Origin of the sequence: Streptococcus australis (genome assembly GCF_040226615.1) — a bacterium.
Classification (GTDB): domain Bacteria; phylum Bacillota; class Bacilli; order Lactobacillales; family Streptococcaceae; genus Streptococcus; species Streptococcus australis_E.
Window position 1 is genome coordinate 237,942 of the sequence record NZ_JBCOAT010000002.1, and the last position, 17,736, is coordinate 255,677.

At 42.0% G+C, this 17,736-nt stretch carries 18 protein-coding genes, 1 tRNA gene and 1 other RNA gene; 2 read left to right on the forward strand and 18 right to left on the reverse strand.

Going from position 1 to position 17,736, the window contains the following annotated elements:
- Positions 1-73 precede the first annotated feature (73 nt).
- The 8 genes from ABT997_RS03565 to dnaG form a co-directional block, all read right to left on the reverse strand.
- Positions 74-3,175, reverse strand: a complete 3,102-nt coding sequence (locus ABT997_RS03565) for a DNA polymerase III subunit alpha (protein WP_350018754.1) — start codon at positions 3,173-3,175, stop codon at positions 74-76.
- A 129-nt stretch (positions 3,176-3,304) separates the two neighbouring features.
- A tRNA-Ser gene (locus tag ABT997_RS03570) sits at positions 3,305-3,392 on the reverse strand.
- A gap of 132 nt (positions 3,393-3,524) precedes the next feature.
- Positions 3,525-3,872: a transfer-messenger RNA gene (gene ssrA / locus ABT997_RS03575) on the reverse strand.
- A 76-nt stretch (positions 3,873-3,948) separates the two neighbouring features.
- Entirely contained in the window at positions 3,949-4,749 is an 801-nt protein-coding gene (locus tag ABT997_RS03580; protein ID WP_048717241.1) for a hypothetical protein, read from the reverse strand.
- Positions 4,750-4,758: 9 nt separating this feature from the next.
- Positions 4,759-5,466, reverse strand: coding sequence for an ABC transporter ATP-binding protein (locus ABT997_RS03585; protein WP_006596589.1), 708 nt, complete (start codon positions 5,464-5,466; stop codon positions 4,759-4,761).
- Between the two features lie 155 nt (positions 5,467-5,621).
- Complete coding sequence (locus ABT997_RS03590; RefSeq protein WP_006596590.1) at positions 5,622-5,951, reverse strand: metal-sulfur cluster assembly factor; 330 nt, start codon at positions 5,949-5,951, stop codon at positions 5,622-5,624.
- Positions 5,952-6,296: 345 nt separating this feature from the next.
- Complete coding sequence (rpoD, locus tag ABT997_RS03595) at positions 6,297-7,409, reverse strand: RNA polymerase sigma factor RpoD (protein ID WP_048689399.1); 1,113 nt, start codon at positions 7,407-7,409, stop codon at positions 6,297-6,299.
- 2 nt (positions 7,410-7,411) lie between these two features.
- Complete coding sequence (gene dnaG, locus ABT997_RS03600; RefSeq protein WP_350018755.1) at positions 7,412-9,199, reverse strand: DNA primase; 1,788 nt, start codon at positions 9,197-9,199, stop codon at positions 7,412-7,414.
- Positions 9,200-9,437: 238 nt separating this feature from the next.
- Here dnaG and mscL point away from each other — a divergent pair, with 238 nt between their 5' ends.
- Positions 9,438-9,818, forward strand: a complete 381-nt coding sequence (gene mscL / locus ABT997_RS03605) for a large conductance mechanosensitive channel protein MscL (protein WP_350018756.1) — start codon at positions 9,438-9,440, stop codon at positions 9,816-9,818.
- Between the two features lie 101 nt (positions 9,819-9,919).
- On the opposite strand, the gene rpsU is transcribed toward mscL, so the two are convergent.
- From rpsU to gla, 3 genes are all read right to left on the reverse strand, one after another.
- Positions 9,920-10,096 (reverse strand): 30S ribosomal protein S21, encoded by a 177-nt coding sequence (gene rpsU, locus ABT997_RS03610; RefSeq protein ID WP_000048054.1) that lies wholly within the window; start codon positions 10,094-10,096, stop codon positions 9,920-9,922.
- A 147-nt stretch (positions 10,097-10,243) separates the two neighbouring features.
- Positions 10,244-10,555: a hypothetical protein gene (locus tag ABT997_RS03615; RefSeq protein WP_350018757.1), complete on the reverse strand. Its 312-nt coding sequence runs from the start codon at positions 10,553-10,555 to the stop codon at positions 10,244-10,246.
- Positions 10,556-10,635: 80 nt separating this feature from the next.
- Positions 10,636-11,505: an aquaglyceroporin Gla gene (gene gla, locus ABT997_RS03620; protein ID WP_350018758.1), complete on the reverse strand. Its 870-nt coding sequence runs from the start codon at positions 11,503-11,505 to the stop codon at positions 10,636-10,638.
- A 205-nt stretch (positions 11,506-11,710) separates the two neighbouring features.
- On the opposite strand from gla, the gene ABT997_RS03625 reads away from it, so the two are divergent.
- Positions 11,711-12,679, forward strand: a complete 969-nt coding sequence (locus tag ABT997_RS03625) for an NAD(P)/FAD-dependent oxidoreductase (RefSeq protein WP_350018759.1) — start codon at positions 11,711-11,713, stop codon at positions 12,677-12,679.
- A 37-nt stretch (positions 12,680-12,716) separates the two neighbouring features.
- On the opposite strand, the gene whiA is transcribed toward ABT997_RS03625, so the two are convergent.
- The 7 genes from whiA to ABT997_RS03660 form a co-directional block, all read right to left on the reverse strand.
- Positions 12,717-13,637, reverse strand: coding sequence for a DNA-binding protein WhiA (gene whiA / locus ABT997_RS03630; protein ID WP_048689373.1), 921 nt, complete (start codon positions 13,635-13,637; stop codon positions 12,717-12,719).
- On the reverse strand, positions 13,634-14,611 hold the full coding sequence (locus tag ABT997_RS03635) for a YvcK family protein (protein WP_350018760.1): 978 nt from the start codon (positions 14,609-14,611) through the stop codon (positions 13,634-13,636). Before ABT997_RS03635 ends, whiA begins: the two co-directional genes overlap by 4 nt.
- Positions 14,608-15,504 carry an RNase adapter RapZ gene (gene rapZ / locus ABT997_RS03640; protein WP_350018761.1) on the reverse strand — a complete coding sequence of 299 codons (897 nt, stop codon included), beginning with the start codon at positions 15,502-15,504 and terminating at the stop codon, positions 14,608-14,610. Before rapZ ends, ABT997_RS03635 begins: the two co-directional genes overlap by 4 nt.
- A 112-nt stretch (positions 15,505-15,616) precedes the next feature.
- Positions 15,617-15,994 (reverse strand): RidA family protein, encoded by a 378-nt coding sequence (locus tag ABT997_RS03645; RefSeq protein ID WP_126404034.1) that lies wholly within the window; start codon positions 15,992-15,994, stop codon positions 15,617-15,619.
- Between the two features lie 16 nt (positions 15,995-16,010).
- Positions 16,011-16,172, reverse strand: coding sequence for a hypothetical protein (locus ABT997_RS03650; protein WP_006596601.1), 162 nt, complete (start codon positions 16,170-16,172; stop codon positions 16,011-16,013).
- A gap of 23 nt (positions 16,173-16,195) precedes the next feature.
- Positions 16,196-17,509, reverse strand: coding sequence for a GTPase ObgE (gene obgE, locus ABT997_RS03655; RefSeq protein ID WP_123160109.1), 1,314 nt, complete (start codon positions 17,507-17,509; stop codon positions 16,196-16,198).
- A gap of 45 nt (positions 17,510-17,554) precedes the next feature.
- Positions 17,555-17,686, reverse strand: a complete 132-nt coding sequence (locus ABT997_RS03660; RefSeq protein ID WP_023022768.1) for a DUF4044 domain-containing protein — start codon at positions 17,684-17,686, stop codon at positions 17,555-17,557.
- Positions 17,687-17,736: the final 50 nt, after the last annotated feature.

The following is a 17,736-nucleotide window of genomic DNA, read 5'->3' on the forward strand; positions in this document are numbered from 1 at the left end:
TCCTTTTTTTTCTTTTACATTCTAAATGATTATAACACAAAGAGGCTCAAATTTCTCCTATTTTCCGTAGATTTTATCGATAAATCGTTTTCATAGCAATACTTGCCAGCTCATTTTCTAACTTCTCGTTTTTCTGGACGGAAACTCCTTTTAATTGAATGGTCTTTTTCTCCTCTTCATAGCGAATAACGACAGGATAAGGACCTGGATAAGCTTTTAAAATATCTAAGACTGCCCGGTCCTCCTGGTGATCAAACAATTGAATCCAAAAACGCTGATTGGTGGCTTCTTCTGCTTCCATTAAAACCATCTGAAGACGACCATCTCTAGATTGCACTTTTCCTTTGAGATAGTAATAGCCCTTCTCTCTTATTTTTGAGCTATAGTGGCGATAAGTATCAGGAAAAAGAGTGACATCCATCTTCTTTTGGAGATCGGAAACTTGTAAAAAGGCCATATTTTCTCCATTTTTGGTTCGGATGGTCCGGATCGATTGAACTTCGACCAGGATAGTAGCCTGTTCTCCTTCGCTTAAAGAGGCGATTGATCGAGTCGGTTTGCTACTTGCAGCTACAATTTCCACCAAAGGATGAGGGCTCAGACCGACCCCAATGACCCTCTGCTCCATTTCATACTTCTCGGCCTTGCTATAATCCTCAGCATCCATCCAGGAATAATTAGCTTGGCCAAATAAGCTACCCAATTCATCCGCAAAGACAAATAGGTTGGGAAGGTTCTGAAGAACTTTTCTGCGATTCTTTTCAAAACAGTCAAACAAGCCCAATTCTACTAGTGGCGTTAAGAGAGGAAGTTTGTGGTAGTGGCTTGGCAAGCGCAAGATAAAATCTTCAATGCTCTCAAAGGGGCGTTGGTCAATAATCCAATAGGCTAGATCTTTTGGAAGACCTTTGATATTTTTCATTCCTAGATAAATCTTCTGATCTTGGAACTTATCCTTATAAGGAATGGTATTAATGGTCAAAGGAGCTACTTGGAAGTCAAATTGGAGCGCATCGGTCAAGTAATCACTGCTAGAGTAGTTGAGCATAATGTCAAAGAAGACATCTGAATAATGGGCTTTAAAATAAGCCAATTGGAAGGCCAAGGCTGAGTAGGCATAGGCATGGGAACGGTTGAAGCCATAGCCAGCAAATTTTTCCATAATGGCAAAGACTTGCTTGGCTTTTTCTGCACGGTGGCCAAGCGCGACAGCCCCCTTGATAAAGTCATCTTCCATTCGATGCATTTCTGCCACGTTCTTTTTCCCCATGGCCCGTCTGAGGATATCCGCTTTTCCTAGACTAAACCCAGCAAAGGTCTGGGCCACCTGCATGACTTGCTCCTGATAGAGCATGATGCCATATGTTGGTGCTAGAATCCCTTCTAAACTAGGATCAATCATATCGACCTTCTCTTTGCCATGCTTGCGTTTGACGAAATTATCAATATAGTCACTAGCCCCAGGTCGGTTCAAGGAAGTAGTCGCAACAATCTCCTCAAAACAGTTGGGTTGAACCCGTCTAAGTAATCGGATAGCTCCCGCTTGCTCAAACTGGAAGATTCCCTTGGTATTTCCCGCAGCAAACAAAGCAATCGTTTCCGGATCTTCTAGAGGAATATCCTCGATTTTAATATCCTTTTGATATTTTTCCTTCACTGCTTCCTGCATCCGTTGAGCAAAGGTCAAATTTCGGAGTCCTAAGAAGTCCATCTTGAGCAGACCATTTGCCTCAACACCATGGGCATCATATTGGGTCAGATTCATCTCCTCACCCATCTTGATTGGGATTTGATTGGTGAGGTCTTCTCCACTCATGACGACGCCTGCCGCATGAATCGAGGTCTGGCGTGGTTGCCCTTCAATCCTCTTCGCAATTTCAAAGCCCTTCCGGTATTCTGGGCGACTTTGGATGGCTTGGCGAAAAGCTACATTCTTTTCATAAGCAGAAGCCAAGGTATCCCGTAAGCCAATCCGCTTGGTGAGGTTGGTTAACTCATACTCTGGGGTTCCAAATCTCTTAAAAACATCTCGAATGGCTTGTTTAGCACCGAAAGTTGAGAAGGTCACAATTTGAGCCACATGAGGACTGCGGTAGCGATTTTTAACATACTGGATAAATTTGGGACGATAAACATCTGGAATATCAATATCAATATCTGGCATGGTATAGCGCTCTAAGTTCAAAAAACGCTCAAAGAGGAGATTGTTCTTGACTGGATCAATCCCTGTGATATCTAAGGTATAGGCTACTAGACTACCAACTGCTGATCCACGGCCCATCCCCATATAGTAACCTTGTCTACGACCAAACCGTAACAAATCCCAGACAATCAAGAAGTAGTCATCAAATCCCATCTGATGGATGACAGCTAATTCATGACGCAAACGCTCTTGGTAAACCGTCTGGTCCAGCCCCTTGCTTCTCAAGCCCTCCTCAGCCAACTCACGCAATTCCTCGACTGCAGATTTCTCTGGATTGAAGCGAGGAAGCTTCAATTGCGTATCAATCTCATAATGAACAGTCGCAAGGGTCTTCTCTAGATAAGAAATACTCTCTGGATAATTATGAGCAAAGGCCCGCTCCAACTCTTCTGGTGGCAGTAACATCATAGAAGTGTCAATAGCTCCCACTTCTTTCAGACTGCAATTATTACGAATGGCATGGAGCATCTGAAGACTCTCCAAATCACTCGTAGAAAAATAGCGGACTGTATGGAGGGGGAAAACAGGACGAGAAAACTGTTTCGCTGGAGTATCTGGAAAGACACCAATCGCAAAGTCTTGGCCCAAGTCTAAATACTCAATCCCTTCAAAATAGGGAACGATGATGGCTAGATCATCCAACAAGTGTTGAAACGCCGACCAGTCAGTTGTCCCCATCATTTTCATGCTGGAAATCTTGATTAAATGTTTATAACCTACGCTACCTAATGCAACCAAACGGATAGACAAAGGACCCGCTGGTAACACGACTTCCAAATCAAGACCTAGGACAGCACCGATACCAGCTTTTTGGCACTCTTCTAAAAACTCGTAGGCCCCATATAAATTATCTATATCCATGAGACCAATTTGTTGGTAACCCATTTCTTTGGCACGCTGAATATAGTCTCGAATAGAGACTAAACTGTCCATAAAGGTATAAACCGATTTTGTGTCCAGTTGTGTAATCACCTTGCACTCCTTTTCGTCCGTTCTTTCCTTCTATTATACAGGAAATCCGCCAAAGAAGACACTCTTACCCATTGCCAATCCTGCCTAACAAAAAAAAACAGATCAACTGATCTGCTTTCCTTTCTCTAACGGAAGACATGGGATTCGAACCCACGCACGCTGTTACACGCCTACCGCGTTTCCAACACGGCCTCTTAAGCCTCTTGAGTAATCTTCCAAACTAGTATCCATTATACGGAAAAGCGCTCCTCCTGTCAACAAAAAATTTAGGAATCGCTCACAAGATATCATTGCTTGATAGATTTTAAAGAAATAAAAAACGACAAGGATTTGTCGTTTGCATATATAAAAATGGAGCCGGTGGGAGTCGAACCCACGTCCAAACATCTGCCAACATATTTGTCTACAACCATAGGTTATGTATTGCTTTAACAGCTCCTCGACACATAACTCAAGCCTAGGAACTGCGAGTCTATTAATCTCTTATCAAACTGCTAGACAAAGTTTGATCGTATCTCGCTATAATTAAGACCTGTCATCAGACACGAGCAATCCGAATCGGGTCACGCCTGCTGGTTTTTAGGCAGCTAGAGCGTAAGAAGTGTTATTTTTTGCAGTTATATTTAACTGAGCGTTTACGTCGCCACACGAGTTGCAAAATATGCCTCATAATGCCTGTCGAATCCGTAACGACCCCAAAATGATATACTCCAGTGTATCATTTTTTGGGTAAAATGGCAAAAGAAAAAGAGGAATTCCTTCCTCTTTCATTCTTATTGCAAGTTCAATTTGAATTTTGTTACATAATGAACGGTAAAGTACATAGCTACAATTTTTACTAGCTCATAGATATAGGCTGGAATAAAGTTAACAACCAAGATATCACTAAGGGTATCAGAAGACATAGTTGCAGTTCTTGAAAGTTCTGAAATAGATATAGAAGGGAACAATCTTCCAATGATACTGAGTACAACCCAAAGGATAAATCCAAAGACGAAGGCCATCACGATACGATTGTTAATGAAGAGCTGACCCAGTGAGATGGCACAGTAGAGCATTAAAATACCTGAAATAGTCGCTAACACTTGAAATAGCAAGCTTTGCCAAATAAGAGATGACCCAATATGTTCGAACACTGGACCAAGCACATCAAAGATATTCTGTTGTTGAGCAAGACCGATCACTCCTAAGAAAATAAGCAAAGAAAGAATCAAGCTAATAAAACAGAAAATACTCCAGATCAAAGCAGATGTTACTTTTACAAGTAAAACAGTATGAGATCCAGTTGGCAATGTCCAGGTCAAATAACCTTCACGACCAAAAATATTGTTATAAAAACGACGAATAATAATAATATAGTTGGTCAAGGTCAAGCCAATGTAACCTGCAAAAATAACCAGGACAATAATTCCCACAATTGTATAAGTTGTATCTGCTGTATAAGTCGCTGCCCCAGTTATAACACTAGAAGCTAATAAACCAGCAAAAATGGAGAGAATAGCAAGCACACCCGAAATAATGAGATACCACTTATAGGTTGCTTTTAATTCATATTTCATTAATTTCCCAAACATAAGAACCTCCTAATACATTCTAAATTGTTCACGGAAGATCTCATCAATCGATTTACCGTATTGGTTGCGAAGAACAGTTGTGTTTTCATGCAACAGAATACGTCCTTGATTGATAAAGAGCGCTTCATCCAAGACTTGTTCAACGTCCGCAATCAAGTGGGTTGAAATCAATACTGATGAGTTTGGACGACGATTTTGAATGATGGTTCTAAGAATGTAATCACGCGCAGCAGGATCCACTCCACCAATAGGTTCATCAAGAATGTACAAATCCGCTTCACGGCTCATGACCAAAATTAATTGAACTTTTTCCTTATTCCCTTTAGAGAGTTGTTTCAATTTTTGCTCTGGGTGCAAGTGTAAATCATTCAACAGTTGATAAGCACGTTGAGCATTGAAATCCTTATAGAAGTCTTGGAAGAAACGAAGGGTTTCTGAAATTTTCATATTCTCATCCAAATACGTTGTATCTGGCAAATAAGAAACGACTTGTTTGGTTTTTGCAGAAGGTACTTGGCCATGGATGTAGACATTACCAGAAGTTGGTTGCAAGAGCCCATTCACTAATTTAATAATGGTAGTTTTCCCACTTCCGTTTGGTCCTAACAAACCAATGATACGACCCGGTTGAATATTGACACTCACATCACCTAAGGCAATATGTTTACCATACACTTTTTGAACATGGTCTAAGTAGACCAAAGGGTACTGATTCATAATCTTCTCCTTAATTTAATAATGATTCTATTATAACCTTACTAAGAAGTGATTGCAAGATATAATCGTAAAAGAAGGTAGAATGTTCGTACTATTTGACATCCAAACCATCTTCACTAAAAAAGAGGAACATCTGCCCCTCCTTTAAAACAATTTTATTTAATTCCCAATGCAATCCGCGCATAGCGGCTCATCTTCTCAACCGTCCAAGCTGGATACCAGACCAATTTCACATCGACCTTGGTCACTTCTTCCATTCCCGTTAAGGCATCATAAATCTGATCCGTCAGCAAGTCTGCTAATGGACAACCCATGGTGGTTAGGGTCATATCGATTTCTGTTTCACCGGTTTCACCATCAAACCGAATTTCGTAGACCAAACCAAGGTTGACAATATCAATACCTAATTCAGGATCGATGACCTGCTCTAGATTTTCAAGAATACGGTTTTTAATTTGTTCGATTTCTTCTGTCGTATAACTCATTCTTTACTCCTTCTTCACACGGTTCATCCCCATGAAGAATATTTTTATTTACAGCAAGCCCTAGATTCAAAGGGCGCTAGAAAAGGGCACCCGAACCTAGGTTGCTTTTCCATTTCTAGGCAACCGTTAAAAATGTCCACTGGACATTCCTCGCTTTTGAATTTCTTGGCTTGGGTTAAAAAGGTCCCCCGGACCAGCCTCGCTATTTAATTTCTTAGCTCGGGTTAAAAAGGTCCCCCGGACTTGGGTCGCTTTTATATTTCTAGGCGACCGTTAAAAATGTCCACTGGACATTCCTCGCTTTCGAATTTCTGGGCTCGGGTTAAAAAGATCCGCAGGATCTTTTTAATCCTCTATAAAGTCACGTAATGGTTTGCTTCTGCTTGGGTGGCGGAGTTTGCGGAGGGCTTTGGCTTCGATCTGACGGATCCGTTCACGGGTCACGTTGAAGACTTTCCCCACATCTTCCAAGGTCCGCATTTTTCCATCATCCAAACCGAAGCGGAGACGAAGCACGTTTTCTTCCCGATCTGTCAGAGTATCGAGGACTTCATCCAATTGTTCACGTAGAACCACACGAGTGGTGTAGTCTACTGGATTTTCAATCACTTCGTCTTCGATGAAATCTCCCAAATGGCTATCGTCTTCTTCCCCGATTGGCGTTTCCAAAGAAACAGGCTCTTGGGCAATTTTCAAGATTTCACGCACCTTATCTGGCGTCATATCCATGCGTTCAGCGATTTGTTCTGGTGTTGGATCTTGTCCCAATTCTTGCAAGAGATTGCGTTGCTCACGAACCAACTTGTTAATAGTTTCCACCATGTGGACAGGGATCCGAATGGTACGGGCTTGGTCTGCAATGGCACGCGTGATAGCCTGACGAATCCACCAAGTCGCATAAGTAGAGAACTTGAACCCTTTGGTATAGTCAAACTTATCAACGGCCTTCATCAAGCCCATATTTCCTTCTTGGATCAAATCCAAGAATTGCATCCCACGACCAACATAGCGCTTCGCAATAGAAACAACCAAACGAAGGTTGGCTTCTGCCAGACGTTGCTTGGCTTCCAAATCACCTTGTTCCACCAAGATGGCCAATTCTTGTTCTTCCTCATTGGTCAAAAGAGGAACGACCCCAATTTCTTTCAAGTACATCCGTACTGGGTCATTGACTTTAGCAGAGTTGCTTCCAAGCAATTCCTCATCCGTCAACTCTGGTTCTTCCTCTTCGTTGTTCAAGACACGCGCGCTTGGATTTCCTTCCTTATCTGTGATGGAAATTCCAGCATCTTGAATCCGTTGCAACAAATCATCAATCCCATCAGCATCCAAGGTAAAAGGAATGACCAATTGATCATTGATTTCATCATCTGTTGCAGTACCACTTTTTTTATGACTACGAATAAACTCTGCAATTTGGACATCTAAAGTTGTGATATCTTTTTGTTCTTTCGCCATTCCTACTCCATTCTTCTTTTTTGAGCGATTAAGCGCTCTAGTTCCAACAAAGCCTGATCCGCATCTCCACTGTGAGAGGCTTCTCGGACTTTCTTTCCTATTTGTTGACTTTCTTTGCGAAGAAGCTCCCGATTTCTCGTTTCTTCCACTTCTTCCAACTCATTCTCCGCTATTTCATCCGGTAAATTTTCTTCTAGCATCAGATACCAGGCCCGTTGAACTTCCTCTGTCTGCTCTGACAAATCTTGCGATGTCACTTCTCCATTTTGACAAAGAAGTTGGTACAAGGTTTGCAAGGCAGGGGTATCAAATGAAAAATCTGTTCGAAGACGATATTCATTCAAAACATAAGGATAATCCTTCATCCGATGAAGGAGATGATTCTCAGCCCGAACCAGGCGAGGCAGTTGTTTTTGCACGACGGTTGGACTAGCAAGTGGAGCCTGTGTCTGAATTTTCCCTTGCTCCTGACGCTGGCTACGCATCTGAAGTCGACTAGTATTAACCGTCTGTTCTACCTGCAAATAATCAAAGTCGACCAAAAGATCAGCTAATTTATAAATGTAGGTGTTTTGTGCCGTTACAGATGGCGTCTGAGCTATTAAAGGAGCCATTTTTTCGACAAATTCAATCTGCGCCTGCAAATTTTCAATATTGTCTGGCTTCCAATAATCCATGAGAAACTCTACTCGACTGAGACGTGTTTTTTCCAATAAGTCCGCCAAAGCTTGAGGAGAATTCTTATTAAGATACTCGTCTGGGTCCATCTGATCAGGAATCTGGACGACCTCTACCTCCTGTTTTTCCAGGACCTCCAAAGCCTTTGCTGTCGCTAGTCTTCCCGCCTTATCCCCATCATAGGCCAAGATAACCTTTTTGGTAAATTTGCTCAGATGGGCCACGTGTTCCTGCGTGAGGGCTGTTCCCATGGAAGCGACGGCATTCTCAATCCCAGCTCGGTAGGCTGCGATGACATCCATGAAGCCTTCCATCAGATAAAGCTCATGCTTCTTCTTAGCGACCTGCTTGGCCTTGTCCAAATGATAGAGCTCATAACTCTTGTTAAAAAGGACTGTACTGCGACTGTTCTTGTATTTCCCCTGAGGCTTTGCTCCCTCAGCTGGGTCACGCCAAAGCCGACCAGAAAAAGCAATGACTCGGCCAGTATCATCCGACAAGGGAAACATGATGCGATCTTGAAACGCATCATACATGGTCCCCATATCACTAATATGAAATAAACCTGAGTCGGCCAAAATATTTTCTGAAAACTTTCCAGAAACACTCTGATACAGATAATTCCCTTCTGCTGGTGCTAGCCCGATTTGAAAATGCCGAAGAACCTCATCGTCAAGTCCTCGATCATACAAGTATTGCCGAGCCTCTTCACCCATCTTTGTTGTCATCAGGACGGCATGATAGAACTTGGCAGCCTCCTGATGAATCTCGTAAAAAGGCTGTTTCCCATCTGCTTGTTGGGGCCTGGCCTGAGCTAAAGGAAGAGCTTGGACAGGAATGCCTGCTTGCTCTCCGATAATTTGAACAGCCTCCATGAAGGAGACACCACGATAGTCTTCGATAAATTTAAAGACATCACCTGAGCGGCCACAACCAAAACAATGATAGAATTGTTTATCCTCGACCACATTGAAAGAAGGCGTCTTTTCACCATGAAAAGGGCAGAGACCTAAAAAGTTTCGTCCTGCCTTTGTCAATTGAACGACTTCTCCGATTACATCTACAATATTCACACTGTTTTTAATTTCTGAAATCAGTTGTTTGTCAACCATAAACAGTGCCTCCATTTTACCATAGAATATCATTAACTATTTTAAACTAATTTTTGTCAATTGTAAATCATCCGCATTGATTTTCACCTGATTTTTCCACATTTTTCCCTAGATTTGAAAGCCTTCATTTTCCTTAAATCAACTTTTTTAAAAAATTTGAGCATAATGATTGAATTCAAAAAAATTTTCAGTTATACTATGCTCTGTAAAAAATTATTATGAAAGGACATATTAGGATATGTTAAAAGAATTGAAAGCTTTCCTCCTTCGTGGAAACGTTGTTGACCTTGCTGTTGCTGTGATTATCGGGGCTGCATTTGGAGCTATCGTTACATCATTTGTAAACGACGTTATTACTCCGCTTATTTTGAACCCAGCTTTGAAAGCCGCTGGTGTTGAAAAGATCGCTGAATTGACTTGGAACGGTGTTGCATACGGTAGCTTCTTGAGCGCTGTTATCAACTTCCTTGTTATCGGTACTGTTCTTTTCTTCGTAGTGAAAGCTGCTGAAAAAGCTCAAAACCTTGGTAAAAAGGAAGAAGCTGTTGAAGAAGAAGCTGCTGCTCCTACTCAAGAAGAGTTGCTCACTGAAATCCGCGACTTGCTTGCAAACAAATAATCAGATAAAAAGACCCGATCTTCTAGAAGAAGGTCGGCTTTTTTTGTCTTCGATTTTTCTAGAGAAACAAAAAACAGACCGAAGTCTGTTCTTGTATTCAATTAGAATTTTTTACGTTTACGAGCTGCTTCTGATTTACGTTTACGTTTTACAGAAGGTTTTTCATAGAATTCACGTTTGCGTGTTTCTTGAAGAGTACCAGCTTTAGTAACCGCGCGTTTGAAACGACGAAGAGCATCGTCAAGAGATTCATTCTTACGTACTACTGTTTTTGACATGTTTTTCACTCCCTTCAAGTTCAAGATCTATTCTATTCTACACGGAATTCTACAGATTGTCAAGAAAAAGTTAAAGGAATTCACCTCTTGTCACTAGCTAAACGTTTATCAGAACTGTTCAAGGATTCATTCTTTCCAGAATTCCTTTCATTCATAAGAATCATAAAGGTTTGATACTACTTGTTCGAATGCTTCTACTTCCTCCCAATAATTCGTTGGGAGATTGCTTATTTCACTTAGATCATTCTCATCAAAATGATAGACCAGATGACGCAAAATTTGAGTTTCTATCCAGCGCAAATCCCTTAATTGCTCGATACTAACTGATTCCAATCCTACTAGATACTGACAAAGAGCAGCCAGTGACTCCGAATGAAACACTTTCTTTTCATGCAAATAATATAGAAAACTAAAATGATCAGCTCTTCTATTAGCTTCTATTAAATTCTTTTCTTTCATCCCTACTCCTTTTATAAAAACTGTTTACTCAACAAAAGATAAAAACACTTTCCGTAATATCTACGAAAAGTGTTCTGGTCTTACATATAAAGGAAGCTAAAGAGGGCAATGGCAACGATTGCAGCCAAGATTGGTGCTACAACTGGTACCCATGCGTACCACCATTTTGAATCTCCCTTGTGTTCACCTAAGACAGATTTTGGAAGGAAGGCGTGAAGCAAACGTGGACCAAGGTCACGAGCAGGGTTCAAACCAGGTCCTGTAGGACCACCAAGTGAAGTCACCAAAGCCATAACGAGGAATCCGAGCGCCAAGTGAGCCACTCCTAAACCAGGAGCATTTGCTTGAGCCAAGGCCAATTTTGCTGCTGTTGAATTCGCATCAAAAATTCCACCTTGCTCAGTAGCAGCTCTTTGAGCTAAGCCAACAATCTCTGCACCGAAGAAGTGTTTTGTTAAACCAAGTGCACCGAAGAAAAGGACGAATGATCCAGCAAACTCGTTGATGAAACCGTTGATAGTCGCTGCTTTACGTGATTCTGGAGTTCCTTTATCCAAGCTAGAAATCGTTGAGAATGTTCCCAAGATATTGTTTGGATTCTCCGTTTGAAGGTAGTAAGGACGGTGAGTCGCAACGACAACCAATTGTCCAAACATGGCTCCAAGAATTTGAGCAACGACGTAGTATATAACATTTTCCCATGGGAAGAGTCCGCTAACTGCAAGACCAATCGTGAAAGCAGGGTTAATGTGGTTACCAGAAACGTTACCAAACATCAAGGCTGGAATCATAACACCCATTCCGTACCCAATTGCAATCACAAGCCATCCACTTTGATGCCCCTTGGTACCCTTCAATTCAACGTTTGCAACAGCACCATTTCCTAAAATAATCAAGAAAGCTGTTGCAATAAATTCGGTCGCAACTTTAACCCAAAAATCAAATTGCATTTTTGAATAATCTCCTTATAAATAAAAATAATAATAATTTATTCTAACAGATTATTGAGGACTTGTAAATAAACCGAACATTATTTTTAAAAAATATATCTCAATCCCCTGATTCATCCTTTTCTATCCTTGTACTTTCTACACTTTCTATTTATCCCCGAATTATGATACAATAGGACTAGTTACACATCACAAAGGAGATCTCATGTCTGAAATCTATGACATTACCATTATTGGTGGTGGCCCTGTTGGGCTTTTTGCTGCCTTCTATGGCCATATGCGTCAAGTAAAAGTGAAATTGATTGATTCCCTTCCTCAATTAGGTGGTCAACCTGCTATTCTCTATCCTGAAAAACGAATCCTGGATGTCCCTGGTTTTACGAACTTAACCGGAGAAGAATTGTCCCAACGGTTGATCGATCAATTAGAAACTTTCGAGACCGACATTTGTTTGAACGAAACTGTTTTGGATATTCTTAAAAACGAGGATCACTTCCTCATTGAAACTAATAAAGACCAGCATTTCAGTCGTGCTGTCATTATTGCGATGGGTGGTGGTGCCTTTAAACCTCGTCCTTTAGAAGTGGATGGGGCTGAGAAATTCGAAAATGTTCACTACCATGTTTCAAATATCCAACAATATGCCGGCAAACAAGTTGCTATTCTAGGAGGAGGAGATTCAGCTGTCGATTGGGCCCTAGCCTTTGAAAAAATCGCACCGACAACTCTGGTCCATCGTCGTGATAATTTCCGCGCACTCGAACACAGCGTTGAAGAATTAAAGGCTTCGTCCGTCTCTATTCAAACTCCTTATGTTCCTAGCCGTTTAATCGGAGAAAATGGCCGTGCCAGCCACCTGGAAATTACCAAGGTAAAATCAGATGAAACCCAATTACTCCCCATCGATGAACTCTTTGTCAATTATGGCTTTAAATCATCCGTTGGGAAATTGAAAGAATGGGGCTTGGACCTCCAACGCCATAAAATCCTCGTGAACCGCAAACAAGAGACCAGCCGAGAAGGCATTTACGCTTGCGGCGATTGTTGCTTCTACGAAGGAAAGATCGATTTGATTGCTACTGGATTAGGCGAGGCTCCGACTGCGGTAAATAATGCGATAAACTACATTTATCCAGATAAGAAAGTTCAACCAGTCCATTCGACTAGTTTGTAAGAAAAAACCTTTGAATCATTGATTCAAAGGTTTTTTCTTATAGTTCATCTAGCTCGTCTGCTATCTTATTGATTTTCCGCAAGCGATGATTGACCCCACTTTTGGTTAAGGGAGTTTTCAGGGCATCCGCAATTTGCTGGATGGAATAGTCGGGATTCTGGATTCGAACATAGGCAACTTCCTGAAGCTCGACCGGAAGACCACCTAATCCAATGGTATCCATGATTTTGACGATATTGTTAATGGTCTTCATACTAGCTGTGACCGTCCGCGCAATATTGGCCATTTCAGCATTATTGGCTCGATTGAGATCATTGCGCGCTTCTCGCATGACCTTGACAGACTCAAATTCTTCCAAAGCCTGCTTGGCTTCTACCAAGATAAGGAAATCAATAATATCCTCTGCCCGTTGCAAATAGGTAACGACTCCTTTTTTGCGTTCGATGGTCTTGGCATCTAACAAAAAGTGTTGCATGAGGTTGGCCAAGTCCTGGGCATGGTCAGAATAAACAGAGCTAATTTCTAATTGATAGCGACCAGACTCTGGATCCTTGATGGTCCCACTTGCTAGGAAAGCGCCTCTCAGATAAGCTCGACTCGCTTCATCTTCTTCTAAAATTCTTGGGTCAATCCCCGTCTCAATACCAAAGAAAGAATCTGCTAAGTGCAGGTCTGCAAGAATCTCTTCGACCTTTTCATCAATAGAAACGGTATAAACGCGATTCTTTTTCAAATTGGTTTTTTGGTGGTGACGAATGTCCGATTTGACCTGATAAAATTCTACAATCAATTCGTAGATATGGCGGGCAATCTTAGCATTCTCCGTGGTCAAGGACAAGCTTAAGCCCCCCATACTCAGACCCAAACTACCTGACATCTTAATCAGAGCAGACAACTCACTTTTTTCGAAGCGATGTAGGGTCAAAAGCTCCTCTTTTACTTTAATGGTAAAACTCATTTAATCACCTGTACAATTTGCATCAGTTCATCTACCACAGCTCCTCCATCATGGAAGGCGCCACCGTTTTCCAAGCGAAGGAAATTGCTTGAAATAACTCGGGGAACCTGCGATTTTAGACCTGCAAAATCGTGTTCTACCTGAACCAGGTATTCATCAAAGCGATTCGTGTCCATATATTCTTGAGGGACTTTTTCAATATTGACCAAAACAGTATCAATAAACGGCTTCTTCAAGTGTTTATGAAGGACGGAAACATGGTCACTATCGGTAAAGTGTTCTGTCTCCCCACGTTGGGTCATGATATTGCAGACATAAGCGACCTCTGCTTTTGTCTCAAGCAAGGCCTGACCAATTTCTTCGATCACTAGATTGGGAAGGATCGATGTAAAGAGGGAACCAGGTCCTAAAATCACCAGATCACTTTCTAAAATCGCATCTACTACTTTTCGACTTGCTTTCGGCGTCTCATCGTTATAGGTATTGGTAACATAAACATAATCAATCATGCCCTCATGATGGGCGATTTCACTCTCGCCAGCGACTTCTGTCCCATCCGTAAAGACGGCATGAAGGGTCAACGGTACATCGCTGGAAGGATAAATTTTTCCTGTCGTATGGAAAAATTTAGTCAGCAATTGCATGGCATTATAGGTCGAGCCCTGCATTTCAGAAATCCCGGCAATGATCAAATTCCCAAGAGGATGACCAGCTAGTGGTCCATCGTCTTCTGCAAAACGGTATTGAAAGACTTTTTCATAAAAGCGAGGCATGTCAGACATGGCTACTAGCACATTTCGCAAGTCACCTGGTGGTGTCAATTGATGAATATTTTTTCGAAGTTCCCCAGAACTACCCCCATCATCCGCCACTGTCACAATAGCCGTAATTTCAACATCCTTTTTCCGAAGGCTATCCAAGATGACGGAAATCCCTGTACCGCCTCCGATGACGGTCATTTTTGGTTTTCTCATGAACGATTCACCGTTTCTTTCCGTCGGTCTTTGTCGCGATGACTCATATTAACCGTCCAATCTTTCGCTAGATCCCGTCCAAGACGAGCAGCAAAGGCTACTGAACGGTGTTGACCCCCTGTACAGCCAACTGCAATTGTCAAAACGGATTTTCCTTCTCGTTTGTATGCAGGCAAGATGGGAGCAATCAAATCGTAAAGATGACGATAAAACTCCTCTGATTCTTTGTGATTCATGACATAGTTATAGACATCATCATCTAGCCCCGTTTGATTCCGTAGCTCTGGTTGGTAATAAGGATTCGGTAGGAAACGAACATCAAAGACCAAGTCTGCATCTAAAGGTAAACCATACTTAAAGCCAAAGGACATGACTTCAATCCGAAACTCAGGCTGACTATCTTGTCTGGAGAATTGTTCAGCAATCACTTTACGAAGATTACGAGGCGTTAGTTCCGTCGTATCAATGACATTTTGACTCATGTTTTTAAGTGGAGCCAAAAGTTCCCGTTCCAACGTAATCCCATCCAAGACACGCCCATCAGCAGCCAGTGGATGGCTACGACGAGTCTCTTTGTAGCGAGCAACCAATTCACTATCGGTCGCATCCAAAAAGAGAATTTTAAAATCAATCCCTTCGTGGTTCTCTAATTCGTCTAAAATGGAGCGAATTTCTGCAAAGAAAGACCGACTACGCATATCCACGACGAGAGCCAACTTGTTATTGTCCATCGAAAGTTGAATCAGCTCAATGAACTTCGGCAAGAGAGCTGGTGGCATATTGTCGATGGTGAAATAGCCCATATCTTCAAAGGATTGAATGGCTACGGTCTTTCCTGCACCACTCATTCCTGTTACAATGACCAGTTGAATGGTCTTTTCTGTATCTGTCATCCTAATCACCTTTTCCTTACAAAAAAGGAGGAGGGCATCATCTTTCCAGTTGGTCAGTCGATGGCTCTCACTCCAACATTCTTTTTACCCGAATGTAATCCTTCTTTTGAGACTAAACTTCTGCAATGACTTCAATTTCGATTTTGACATCGCGTGGTAAGCGAGCCACTTCTACTGCAGAACGTGCTGGAAATTCACTTGAAAATGCTGTCTTGTAAACCTCGTTAAAAGGTACAAAATCATTCATATCACTTAAGAAACAAGTTGTTTTCACTACGTGATCAAAGTCCGTTCCAGCTTCCTCAAGGATAGCAGCAATATTCTTCAACACTTGTTGGGTTTGTTCTTGGATGGTTTCTCCAACAATTTCACCAGTTTCTGGTGAAAGAGGTACTTGCCCACTTGCAAATAAAAGATTGCCTACAATTTTTCCTTGAACATAAGGTCCAATTGCTGCCGGTGCTTTGTCTGTGTGAATTATTTTTGCCATTTTCTTCTCCTGATTCCTAATTTTCACTGGATGCTGCTAATTTTTCCCGTTCTAAGCGTAACTTACGTTTGGGATTCAGCTTATTAAAGAGTTCTTCCAATTTTTCTGCATTCCAAACGTCTGCAGCAGAGACAAAATTTCCGTCTTTATCACGAAAGGATATAGGTTTATCTCCCATCTTCTTCTCCTCTTTAGCTCTAACTAGTCAACAAATTCAAATTCGAATTTACCGATACGTACGATATCTCCATCTTTGGCACCACGCGCACGAAGGGCTTCATCGACACCCATTCCGCGCAATTGACGCGCAAATTTCATGACAGACTCGTCGCGATCAAAATTGGTCATATTGAAGAGCTTCTCTAACTTATCACCGGACAAGATCCAAGAAGCATCATCATCACGATTGATCTCGAAGGCTGGTTGTTCCTCATCAAAGCCGTAGTAGACTTCTTCTTGCGCCATATCTTCTTCTGTATAGAGCAAGAATTCTGGTGTTTTGTCTAACAAGTCTGCTGTTGCTTCTAACAAGTTGTCCAAACCTTGATGCGCTAAACTAGAGATTGGGAAGATTTGTGGCAGTTCATCAAACTCGTCGTAGTTGGCTGCCAATTTTTTCTTGAACTCTTTCAAATTTTCCTGACTCTCCGGCATATCCATCTTATTCGCCACGATAATCTGAGGACGTTCCATCAAACGAAGATTATAAGTTTCGAGCTCTTTATTGATTTGAACATAATCTTCATAAGGATCGCGTCCTTCACTGGCTGACATATCGATGACATGCAAGATGACACGGGTGCGCTCGATGTGGCGGAGGAACTGGGTTCCTAGTCCCACTCCTTGGCTAGCCCCTTCGATCAATCCAGGAAGGTCAGCGACTGCAAAGGATTCACCTGACGGTGTACGAACCATGCCCAAATTTGGAACGATCGTTGTAAAATGATAAGCCCCAATTTTTGGCTTAGCAGAAGTAATCACACTGAGAAGAGTTGATTTCCCTACTGATGGGAAGCCAACCAAACCAACGTCTGCTAGGACCTTGAGTTCTAATTCGAGTTCGCGTTCCTGGCCTGGTTCCCCATTTTCTGAAATCTCAGGAGCTGGATTTTTAGGAGTTGCAAAACGGATATTTCCGCGTCCTCCACGACCACCGTGTGCGACAATGTATTCTTGTCCATTTTCAACCAAGTCGGTAATGACCTTACCAGTCTCAGCATCTCGTACTGTTGTCCCTTGCGGTACTCGCACATAGAGGTCTTCTGCTCCCCGTCCGTGCATCCCTTTGGTCATTCCCTTCTCTCCATTTTGAGCTTTGAAATGCCGGTTATAGCGGAAGTCCATCAGGGTGCGCAAGCCTTCGTCTACAACGAAGATAACATTGCCTCCGCGTCCACCATCGCCTCCCCAAGGACCGCCATTGGGAACATACTTTTCACGGCGAAAGGCCACCATGCCATCGCCGCCATTTCCAGCCTTGACCTTAATCTTGGCTGTATCTAAAAACATACTCATAGTTTATCGTTTTCCTTTTATAACCAAGAATCACTTGGTAGTCCCTTAATAGGATAGTGCACCAAAAGCTGCAGCAAAGATTGCTCCAACCGTTACAATCAACATAATTACAATGACCAGCATGGTCAATTTTTCAAAGAAAGTTTTTTTGCGTTTTCCATTGTCTCCAAAAGCCACGTTTTTTACCTCAATTACAATAAATTCATTAGCCCTATTTTACCACGAAT

What these genes read in the sequence shown, in the direction of transcription:
- ABT997_RS03580 (WP_048717241.1), bottom strand. Translation starts at nt 4,749, where the DNA reads ATGTTTGGGAAATTAATGAAATATGAATTAAAAGCAACCTATAAGTGG.
- ABT997_RS03585 (WP_006596589.1), bottom strand. Translation starts at nt 5,466, where the DNA reads ATGAATCAGTACCCTTTGGTCTACTTAGACCATGTTCAAAAAGTGTAT.
- ABT997_RS03590 (WP_006596590.1), bottom strand. Translation starts at nt 5,951, where the DNA reads ATGAGTTATACGACAGAAGAAATCGAACAAATTAAAAACCGTATTCTT.
- rpoD (WP_048689399.1), bottom strand. Translation starts at nt 7,409, where the DNA reads ATGGCGAAAGAACAAAAAGATATCACAACTTTAGATGTCCAAATTGCA.
- dnaG (WP_350018755.1), bottom strand. Translation starts at nt 9,199, where the DNA reads ATGGTTGACAAACAACTGATTTCAGAAATTAAAAACAGTGTGAATATT.
- mscL (WP_350018756.1), top strand. Translation starts at nt 9,438, where the DNA reads ATGTTAAAAGAATTGAAAGCTTTCCTCCTTCGTGGAAACGTTGTTGAC.
- rpsU (WP_000048054.1), bottom strand. Translation starts at nt 10,096, where the DNA reads ATGTCAAAAACAGTAGTACGTAAGAATGAATCTCTTGACGATGCTCTT.
- ABT997_RS03615 (WP_350018757.1), bottom strand. Translation starts at nt 10,555, where the DNA reads ATGAAAGAAAAGAATTTAATAGAAGCTAATAGAAGAGCTGATCATTTT.
- gla (WP_350018758.1), bottom strand. Translation starts at nt 11,505, where the DNA reads ATGCAATTTGATTTTTGGGTTAAAGTTGCGACCGAATTTATTGCAACA.
- ABT997_RS03625 (WP_350018759.1), top strand. Translation starts at nt 11,711, where the DNA reads ATGTCTGAAATCTATGACATTACCATTATTGGTGGTGGCCCTGTTGGG.
- whiA (WP_048689373.1), bottom strand. Translation starts at nt 13,637, where the DNA reads ATGAGTTTTACCATTAAAGTAAAAGAGGAGCTTTTGACCCTACATCGC.
- ABT997_RS03635 (WP_350018760.1), bottom strand. Translation starts at nt 14,611, where the DNA reads ATGAGAAAACCAAAAATGACCGTCATCGGAGGCGGTACAGGGATTTCC.
- rapZ (WP_350018761.1), bottom strand. Translation starts at nt 15,504, where the DNA reads ATGACAGATACAGAAAAGACCATTCAACTGGTCATTGTAACAGGAATG.
- ABT997_RS03645 (WP_126404034.1), bottom strand. Translation starts at nt 15,994, where the DNA reads ATGGCAAAAATAATTCACACAGACAAAGCACCGGCAGCAATTGGACCT.
- ABT997_RS03650 (WP_006596601.1), bottom strand. Translation starts at nt 16,172, where the DNA reads ATGGGAGATAAACCTATATCCTTTCGTGATAAAGACGGAAATTTTGTC.
- obgE (WP_123160109.1), bottom strand. Translation starts at nt 17,509, where the DNA reads ATGAGTATGTTTTTAGATACAGCCAAGATTAAGGTCAAGGCTGGAAAT.